We start from the raw sequence: 9,461 nt of genomic DNA, 5'->3' as shown, positions 1-9,461 counted from the left end.
GGGAAGGGGAGGACCGGGAGGCGGGAGGCGCGGACGGCCCCCTGCTCTGTCGCACTGGCGACGGTCCCCTGCGGGCCAGGGGCATCCGCCGCGCGAAAGGGCCTCCCGGGTGGGAGGCCCGCCTCTGGGGGGAGGGGCGGCGCGTCGGCTCGGCGCGCCGGCCGCTTCCCCGAAGAGCGGGCGAGTTTCGGAGGCGCGAAAGCGGACGGTCCGGGCCATGGCGGGGGTTGATGCTCTCACAGCTTGATGCCAGCGGCGGATTCTGCTGGCGGACGCATTGATTTTTCCCGCGACCGGGAGCCTCGTTGCTGTGGTAGTTCAACGGGTTCCCCGGCGATTTGGAGCCTGGGGCCTGTGCCAGCCGTGCAATCCACCGCCGATATTCGAGAGATCCTCCCGCCTCAGGACACCCAGTGGCTCCGTGCCCTGAAGGCCGAAGTTCAACCCACGACCTTCAAGCAGGGGCGAGAGGTGGCGGAGTCGCGCCGCGTCTTCGGCCTCAATCGTGAAGGGGACCGCATCAGCGCCCAGGTCGCCGGTTCGTCCGGCGAGCGGTATCAGACGGCCCTGCATCTGGGTAACGGCCGAGCCACGTCGACCTGTACCTGCCCGTCGTGGAATGTCGAAGGTCCCCACTGCAAGCACGTGGTGGCCGCGGCACTCATCTACGCCGCGCGCTTCCGTCCGCCCGGACCGCCCGCGCCTCGCCCGGCGGAGCCTGTCGCCGCCGCTCCCGAGCCGAAGGAGGCCGTCATCGACGACGAGCCTCATGTGGAGCCGATGCAGTCGGGCGGCGACCCGGTCAGCCTCCCGGCCCTGGCCAAGGTGGAGAGCTGGCTCGGTCTGTCTTCTCAGCCCGACTACGAATTCTTCTACCGCCTCACGGCCGCCAGCACGGGGAACGGCAGCACCCGGCAGTGGATTGTCGACGTGCGCCGGCAGGACGCGCAGACGAAGGGGCCCATCCACGTCAAGCGCCTGCTGCAGACGGGGGGACGCATCTCCCCCGCGGACGAGCGCGTCTTCATGCTGCTGTCGCGCCACGAGCACCGCTATGACTCGCGCCTGGTCCTGTCCGACGAGGAGCTGAGCGAGGCGCTGGAGCTCCTGCGCCACCGCCGCGTCATCTACCGTGGCACGGCGCTCATCAACACCGAGGTGCCGGTGCGGCCCCAGATTCATCTGGAGTCCCGCCCGGACGGCGCCACCGCGCGCATCGAGCTGCTCTTCCCGGACAACGCGAGCTACGCGCTCAAGGACGTCATCCTCCTGTCGGGTCGGCGCACCTGGGTCATCCAGGCGCAGAACCTGCACCCGGTGGAGCCGGACTTCCCGCCGCGGCTCTTGCGCAAGTGGCTGCTCGAGCCCAGCATGTCCTTCCCCTCGGGGCAGCTGGACCGGGTGCTGACCTTCTTCGCCGCGCACCTGCCGCGCTTCCGCATGGCGCTGAAGGCGGACGACATCGACGTGGACGAGGGCGTGGAGCCTCGCTTCATGCTCACGTTGGAGGGCAACCCCGAGCGCGTGAAGGTGCAGCTGGCCGCGAAGTACGGCCAGACGACGGTGCCGGTGTCCCCCACGGCCACGCACCTGGGCTATGCCAGCGGCGTGGGCGGGGACAGCCGCAAGCTGTACCGGCGTCGCGAGGAGCTGGAGCGCGGCGCGGGGAAGCTGCTGTTGGATTTGGGCCTGCGCTTCGAGCCGCAGGCGCAGGTCTTCGACGCCACGGGCGACACCGCGCTGGAGTTCTGGGCTCGGGGCCTGGCCTCGCTCCCCCAGGACTGGGAGCGCTTTGGCGTGCAGGCCCCCAAGGTGCGCCTGCGCCCCAATCTCAAGCCGCGCATCCGCGTGGGCATGAGCGGCGTGCAGTGGTTCGACCTGGACGCGGAGTTCGTCACCGACGACCAGGCCGTGGACCTGGGCGCGGTGCGCATGTGGCTGGACTCCGGCCGCCGCTTCGTCCCCCTGAAGGACGGGAGCTTCGCGGAGGCGGACCCCGTCGAAATCAAGCGCGTGGCGGACCTGCTCGAGGAGGCCGGCGCGCTGCCGGGCCGCTCGCGCACGCGGCTGCCGCTGCACCAGGCCGTCGCGCTGGACCTGCTGGCGGACCTGGGGGAGTTCACCGAGGTGGAGGCCAAGGCGCGCCAGGCGATGCTGGAGCTGCGCGAGACGGCCGGCGTGCCGAAGGTGTCCGTGCCCGAGGGGCTCCAGGCCACGCTGCGCCACTACCAGGAGGCGGGCCTGTCCTGGCTCTGGTTCCTGCGCCGCCACGGCCTGTCCGGCATCCTCGCGGACGACATGGGTCTGGGAAAAACAATCCAGTCGCTCAGCCTGATGCAGAAGGTGGCCAACGACGAGGGGCGCAAGCCGTCGCTCGTGGTGGCGCCCACCAGCGTGCTGGCCAACTGGGAGCGCGAGGCCGAGCGCTTCACGCCGGGCCTCAAGACGATGGTGTGGCACGGTCAGGACCGCAAGGAGCGGGCCGAGGACCTGAAGGACATGGACCTGGTCCTCACGTCCTACGCGCTGGTGCGCCGGGATTTGGACCAGCTGTCCCAGGTGGGCTTCCGCTACATCATTCTGGACGAGGCGCAGAACATCAAGAACGCGGGCAGCGCCACCGCGCAGGCGTGCAAGGCGCTCCCCAGCGAGACGCGTCTGGCGCTCACCGGTACGCCCCTGGAGAACCGCCTGTCGGAGCTCTGGAGCATCTTCGACTTCCTGATGCCGGGCTTCCTCGGCAGCGCGGATGGCTTCGGGGACCGCTACGAGCAGCCCATCCAGGTGGCCAACGACAACATCGCGAAGGACCGGCTGCGCCGCCGCATCCAGCCCTTCATCCTGCGCCGCCTGAAGACGGAGGTGGCCAAGGACCTGCCGCCGAAGACGGAGAGCGTCGCCTGGTGCGAGATGGAGCCCGGTCAGGCCGCGCTCTATCGCGAGGTGCTGGATGAGAGCCGCCGCAAGGTGCACGAGAGCATCGAGAAGGTGGGCTTCAAGCGCAGCCGCGTGTCCATCCTGGCCGCGCTGATGCGCCTGCGGCAGGTGTGCTGCGATCCACGCCTGCTCAAGATGCCGCCCGGCACCCTGATGCCGCCCAGCGCGAAGGTGGAGCGCTTCCTCCAGTTGGTGGAGGACCTGGTGGCGGAAGGCCACCGCGCGCTCGTCTTCAGCCAGTTCACGGAGATGCTGGAGCTGCTGAAGCAGGAGGCGGACAAGAAGGGCCTGCGCTACCTCTACCTGGACGGCCGCACCAAGGACCGCATGGGCAAGGTGGACGAGTACAACAACCCGGACGGTCCGCCGCTCTTCTTCATCTCCCTCAAGGCGGGCGGCACCGGCTTGAACCTCACCGCGGCCGACTACGTCATCCACTTCGACCCGTGGTGGAACCCCGCCGTGGAGGACCAGGCCACGGACCGGACGCACCGCATCGGCCAGACGCGCGCCGTCATCAGCTACAAGCTGATCACCCGCGGCACCGTGGAGGAGAAGATCCTCGCCCTCCAGCGCCGCAAGCGGGAGCTGGCCGCTGGCGTGCTCGGCGGGGACACGGACGAACTGGGCCGGACGCTCACGGAGCAGGACATCCAGGAGCTCTTCACGGAAATCTAAGGACTTGCGTGCTTGGGGGCCCGCCATCCGTCCGCTCAACCCGAACGCCTGTGCAGTGTCAGTCGGACCTGCTAGGGTGTTCAGGTACCAGAGCCGTCGTACGGACATTGGAGGGCGCGCGTGCTGCTGGGTCTGCGGATTTCGAACGTGGCGGTGATCGAGGAGGTGGAGGTGGCGTTCGGAGCCGGCCTCACCGTCCTCACGGGTGAGACAGGTGCGGGCAAGTCCATCCTCGTGGATGCACTGGGCCTTTTGCTCGGGGGGCGCGCCGACGCGGATGTCATTCGCGCCGGTTGTGAGGAGGCGTCCGTGGAGGGCGTCTTCGCGCGGACTCCCGCGTTGGAGACCCGGCTGGAGGAGCTGGGGCTGCCGGACCTGGGGGAAGAGGTGCTGGTGCGCCGGGTGCTGGGACGCACCGGGCGTGGCAAGGCCTACGTCAACGGCTCGCTGGTGACAGTGGGCGTGCTGGGCAAGCTCACGCGCGGGGCGGTGGACATCGCCGGCCAGCACGAGCACGTCAGCCTCTTTGATTCGGGCCTGCACCGGGTGCTGCTGGACCGGTACGGCAACCTGGAGGAGGGGTTGGCGGCCTACTTCCGGGAGTACACCGGCCTGCGCGAGGTGGACGCGCGCATGGAGGCGCTGGGCGGAGACGAGGCCAAGGTGCGCGAGCGCGCCGAGTTCCTGCGCTTCCAGCTCGACGAAATCACGCGGCTGGACCCGGAGGCCGGCGAGGACGCGCGGCTGGACGCGGAGCGCAAGCGGCTGGGCGGCGCGGAGAAGCTCAAGCGCCACGCCGCGGAAGCGGAGCTGCTGGTGTCCGGCGAGGAGCAGTCCGCCGTGGAGACGGTGGGCCGCGCGCTGGGGCTGGTGCACGAATCCGTGAAGTGTGACGCCACGCTGGCGCCGGTGGCGCAGGCGCTGAGCACCGCGCTGTCGGAGCTGGAGGAGGCACAGCGCCGGCTCAACCGCTACGTGGAGGGACTGGAGTCGGACCCCTCGCGGCTGGCGGACGTGGAGGAGCGGCTGGACGCGCTCAAGCGGCTGTGCCGCAAGCACGGCACGCACCTGGAGGGCCTGCTGAAGAAGCAGGGCGAACTCGAGGTGGAGCTGGGCACGCTGGAGAACCGGAAGGAAATCCTGGAGGAGCTGGCCGCCGACCGCCGCAAGGTGGAGGAGCGGGCCCGGAAGGCCGCCGCGGCGCTGACACGGGCGCGCACGGCCAGCGCGGTGACGTTCGCCGCGCAGGTGCGTGAGGGCCTGGGGCAGCTGGCCATGGGCAAGGCGGCCTTCGAGGTGCGGGTGACGCCGTCGGAGTCGCTGCGCCCGGACGGCGCGGACGACGTGGAGTTCTTCTTCAGCGCGAACCCCGGCGAGCCGACGCGCGCGCTGGCGAAGGTGGCCTCTGGCGGTGAGGCGAGCCGGCTGCTGCTGGCGCTCAAGAAGGCCCTGGCCGACAGCGACGGGGGCGGGTGCTACATCCTGGACGAAGCGGACGCGGGCGTCAGTGGCGCCATCGCGGACGTGGTGGGGCGGATGATCAAGGACGTGAGCAGTCACCGTCAGGTGCTCTGCATCACCCACCTGCCGCAGGTGGCCGCCTATGCGGATGCGCACCTGCTCATCCGCAAGGGCCTCAAGGGCGAGCGCACTGTCTCCGAGGTGGTGGTGCTGGAGGCAGGGGCGGAGCGGACCCGGGAGCTGGCACGGATGATGTCGGGCGTGGAGGTGACGCGTGAGGCCCTGGGCGCGGCGGAGGCCCTGGTGCGTTCGGCCAACAGGGCGCTGGGGACCCGGGCCCGCAGGGAGTCCGGACCGGAGGGGAGCCCCCGGGGGCGGCTCCGACGCACTGCGTGAAGTGCGTCAGGTGCATCCGCGTCCTTGCCCCATCCCTGGGCCTCACATAGCATCCCGGGTGTGTCCAGCACCGCAGGGCAGACCGCGGCCTCCCGCTTGAAAATAATCTCCGCTGGCCTGACGGATGTCGGGCGTAAACGTAATCACAACGAGGACAGCTTCCTCATTGATGATGAGCTCCAGCTCTACGTCGTGGCCGACGGTATGGGCGGCCATGCGGGCGGCGGTACTGCGTCCCGCATCGCGGTGGAGACCATCGACAAGGAGATGCGCCGGGCGCGGGAAGGCAAGGACAACCCCTTCCTTTCCGTCCCGAACCTCCAGGACTCTCCGATTCCGGAGGCGCTGCGCACCGCCGTGGAGCGGGCCTGTCTGGCCATCTTCACGGCCGCGCAGGAAGACGCGCGGCTGTCCGGCATGGGCACCACCGTCATCTCCCTGGTGGTGCGCGACGAGCACGTCTTCTTCGCCCACGTGGGTGACAGCCGCGCGTACCTCATCCGCGGCGACCTCATCCAGCAGATCTCCGAGGACCACTCGCTGGTCAACGAGCAGATCAAGGCGGGGATGATTACCCCGGAAGAGGCGAAGCACTCCCGCTACAAGAACATCATCACCCGCTCCGTCGGCTTCGAGGAGGAGGTGCAGGTGGACGTCATGGGGCTGGTGTCAGAGCCCGGCGACGTCTTCCTCCTCTGTTCGGATGGCCTCGCGAACATGATGGAGGACCGGGAGATCCACGAGAGCGTGGTGAAGTCGCGGACCTTCGAAGAGGTCCCCCAGCGTCTCATCGACTTCGCCAACGAGCGTGGCGGCGACGACAACATCACCGTCATCGTCGTGCGAGTGGAGGCCTGACGCACCAGGAGTCTGGACGTGGCCGACAGACCTCCCTGCGGGTCTGTTGACCTTGACACTCTTGGAATCTGAGTGGTAGCTGCCCCAACGTTTCCAGCCGAGTCGAAATGCCGGTGGGCGACGAAGCGGGAGGGGTAGGCGGCGGGGGGAGGTGTTGCGCGCGAGCAAGCGACTTAGCTTGCTGCGCCAGTAGTCCCACGCAAGCAGGGGAGCTGTCCCGTGGCGAAAAAGTCCTTCACACTGATGGTGATTCCGGACCATGACGCTCCGGTCAAGCGGTACACCATTCAGCGGTCCTTCTTCACCCAGGTGGGGATGGGACTGATGCTCGTGGTGGGACTGGGCGTGGGTGCGAGCGTGCACTACTTCCAGGTGGCCGCGGACGCCTCCGAGAACCGCATCCTTCGCGAAGAGAACCTGACGCTGCGCTCGCAGCTCAAGTCGGTGCGTGAGCGCATCGAGCACATCGGCTCCACGTTGGACCGGGTGGAGCGCTTCGACCAGAAGCTGCGCGCGGTGACGCTGCTGTCCGATCCGCAGCGCAACCTGGCCATGGGCCCGACGGAGCCCGAGGCGGGCACGTCCGCGCCGGCCACCGACACGCAGTTCACGCAGCTGACCTCCACGGAGACGCCCAAGGCGCTGATGGGCCGGTTGGACCGGCTGAGCGCGGAGGCCACCCGCCAGGAGCAGAGCCTCCAGGAGCTGCAGGCCTACTTCCAGGACCAGAAGTCGCTGCTGGCCTCCACGCCGTCCATCTGGCCCGCGCGCGGCTGGGTGACGAGCGATTTCGGCTCGCGCCTGGACCCGTACACCGCGGACCGTGTCATGCACGGCGGCATGGACATCGCGGCGCCGCACGGCAAGGAGGTCTTCGCGCCGTCGGATGGCACGGTGGTGTTCGCGGGCCTCGAGGGAGGCTACGGCAACGTGCTCGTCATCGACCATGGGTACGGCATCAAGACGCGCTACGGCCACCTGTCGAAGATGCTGGTGAAGGCCGGCGACAGGGTGAAGCGCGGCATGCACATCGCCGCCGTCGGCAACACCGGCCGCTCCACCGGCCCGCACCTCCACTACGAGGTCCGCGTCAACGGCATCGGGCAGAACCCGCGCAAGTTCATCCTCGAGGAGTAGTCAGCGCGGAGGATGACGCCTCGGTGGTGCGTCGAGGCGCCTCGCCGCGGACGGAAGGGACGCGCTCCCGTGGCAGCCCGAAGGGCTCCGGGTGCGCGCGGTCGATGGCCCGGCGCTCAGGCGCTGCCTCGCGGCGTCAGAGCGTCGCGGGGCCTGGGATGGAGCCATCCAGCCGGATGCGCCTGCGCTGAAGTCCCTGCGCGCGGCCGGTGCGCTCCATGACGTGGGTGCGCTCCAGCTCCGCCCACAGCAGCGGTCCCAGCACCTGCCAGTGCGAGGGCGCGTCCACCGTCAGCTCCAGCAGGCTCACCGTCCACGAGGGCACGTCCGCGTCGGGCGTCTCCTGAGGCAGCGCCCGGCGCACGTCCCGCGCCAGCCGTTCACGCGTGGGGGCGGCGAGGTGCGCCTCCACCGCGAGCTGCGAGGTGGGCACGAGCAGGGCGGCGAAGGCGTCCGCGTGGATGCGCACCACCTTCGCGCCGGGGTACTGCGCGCTGAGGGACTCCACGGTGGCGCGCAGCACCGCGTCCCCGGTGGGGAAGCCGAAGCGGGCGTTGACGTTGATCATCCCCTGCACGTCCGCGATGACGGCGCCCACGCGCCACCCGTCATGGTGGCCGTGGGTGGACAAATCGTACTCCTCCTTGAGGAGGGTGCCCTGGGTGAGGGCTGGCACCTGGAGCGCGCCCGTCTTCGCGTCCGGCTGGCCGCGCCGGGCCTGCTCCGCCTGGACGAGCACCTCCACGGCGGCCTGCACCGGTGCCTGGGGGCTGCGGGTGAGCACCCAGGGATGGAGGGCGATGAGGGCGGTGGCCGTGGCGTCGTCGAGCGGGTAGGGCATGGCGCTCCTTGTGTAGCGCGTCCCCCGCCGGGGCGCAGGGCCTCACTTCATCTTGTGCGCGGTGACGGTGACCTCATCCCGGTCATGGTAGAGCTGGCGAACGGTGAGCCCCTCCCAGCCGCCCTCCTGGACGAGCGTGTGGCGCACCCGCAGCAGGAGGGGGTTCTTGTCCTTCATGGGCAGCTTGATGTTGGCCACCAGGTGCTGCGCCCAGCCGCGGCGGCCCCACTTGGCCAGCAGCTGCGCCACTTCCAGGGGGCGCCAGGCCATGTCGCAGAAGAGCCAGTCCGCCGGCGCGTCGGGCGCATAGGCGAAGGCGCTCTCCTGGACGTGCTTCACGCGCGGGTTCCCCGTCAGCTCCGGCATCAGCCGGGCGGGGTCCACCGCCACCACCTTCGCGCCACGGCTCACCAGTCGCTGCGTCCAGCCGCCCGGCGCCGCGCCCAGGTCCACGCACACGTCGCCGCGCCCGGGCTCGAAGGCCAGTCCGTCCAGGGCCTCCTCCAGCTTCATGGCCGCGCGTGACGGCGCGTCTCCAGCCCGCCGCATGCGCCTGCGTCCGCCCGCCGCCAGGGACACGGCTTCGCGCGCGTGCACGGCGCCCACCACCGTCACGTCGTCCGGCGCCACGCACAGGGACACCAGCAGGGCCCCGGCCTCGCGCGCCCGCTGAGCGTCCTCCACGCGCCGCCCTGGCGGCAGCCTGGCGCACACGGCGGACTCCAGCGCCTCCGCCATGGGCGCCAGGGCGTTGCCTCGCGGGGTGTCGGGCGTGAAGGCCTGCACCGCCCAGGGCGCCCGCCCGGGAAGCGCCAGCACGGCCCGGGCCGCGGCTTCAGCGATGGCTTCGGGGCGGGTGTCCGTCAGGGTGACGGCCACCTGATAGCCCGCGCGCGCGAAGGCGGGCGGAGGGCCGGCGACGGCGTCACTCTCCACCAGGGCCTCGCCCAGCAGGCGGGGCCCGGCGCCGGCCCACTCCAGCTCCTCGAAGAGGTGGGCCTCGAAACCCGCGCGGCAGGTCCACAGCCAGCGCCCGGGCCGGGCGGCCAGCGTCCGGGCGGGCATCGCGGGTATCTTGGCCCGAGGAGGGACTCTGGGAGCGGGCGGCGCGGTGCGTGCAGGGGCCTTGCCCCCGGGGGCAGGGCCCTGGCGG

6 protein-coding genes are annotated in these 9,461 nt (G+C 70.5%); 4 read left to right on the top strand and 2 right to left on the bottom strand.

Going from position 1 to position 9,461, the window contains the following annotated elements:
- The first annotated feature begins 363 nt into the window (after positions 1-363).
- The 4 genes from G4D87_RS27055 (at position 364) to G4D87_RS27040 (ending at position 7,467) form a co-directional block, all read left to right on the top strand.
- On the top strand, positions 364-3,615 hold the full coding sequence (locus tag G4D87_RS27055) for a DEAD/DEAH box helicase (RefSeq protein ID WP_163785377.1): 3,252 nt from the start codon (positions 364-366) through the stop codon (positions 3,613-3,615).
- A gap of 120 nt (positions 3,616-3,735) precedes the next feature.
- Positions 3,736-5,472, top strand: a complete 1,737-nt coding sequence (gene recN, locus G4D87_RS27050; RefSeq protein WP_163785375.1) for a DNA repair protein RecN — start codon at positions 3,736-3,738, stop codon at positions 5,470-5,472.
- 60 nt (positions 5,473-5,532) lie between these two features.
- Positions 5,533-6,330 carry a Stp1/IreP family PP2C-type Ser/Thr phosphatase gene (locus tag G4D87_RS27045; protein WP_163785373.1) on the top strand — a complete coding sequence of 266 codons (798 nt, stop codon included), beginning with the start codon at positions 5,533-5,535 and terminating at the stop codon, positions 6,328-6,330.
- A 219-nt stretch (positions 6,331-6,549) separates the two neighbouring features.
- Complete coding sequence (locus G4D87_RS27040) at positions 6,550-7,467, top strand: M23 family metallopeptidase (protein ID WP_163785371.1); 918 nt, start codon at positions 6,550-6,552, stop codon at positions 7,465-7,467.
- A 136-nt stretch (positions 7,468-7,603) separates the two neighbouring features.
- Here G4D87_RS27040 and G4D87_RS27035 read toward each other — a convergent pair whose 3' ends face one another.
- Together G4D87_RS27035 and G4D87_RS27030 are read right to left on the bottom strand one after the other, a co-directional pair.
- Complete coding sequence (locus tag G4D87_RS27035) at positions 7,604-8,308, bottom strand: nucleotidyl cyclase domain-containing protein (protein ID WP_163785369.1); 705 nt, start codon at positions 8,306-8,308, stop codon at positions 7,604-7,606.
- Positions 8,309-8,350: 42 nt separating this feature from the next.
- Entirely contained in the window at positions 8,351-9,373 is a 1,023-nt protein-coding gene (locus tag G4D87_RS27030) for a 23S rRNA (cytidine(2498)-2'-O)-methyltransferase RlmM (protein WP_163785359.1), read from the bottom strand.
- Positions 9,374-9,461: the final 88 nt, after the last annotated feature.

Origin of the sequence: Myxococcus vastator (assembly GCF_010894475.1) — a bacterium.
Lineage (GTDB): Bacteria > Myxococcota > Myxococcia > Myxococcales > Myxococcaceae > Myxococcus > Myxococcus vastator.
The sequence above is the reverse complement of the archived record's forward strand: the minus strand, read 5'-3'. Positions and strand labels throughout refer to the sequence as shown.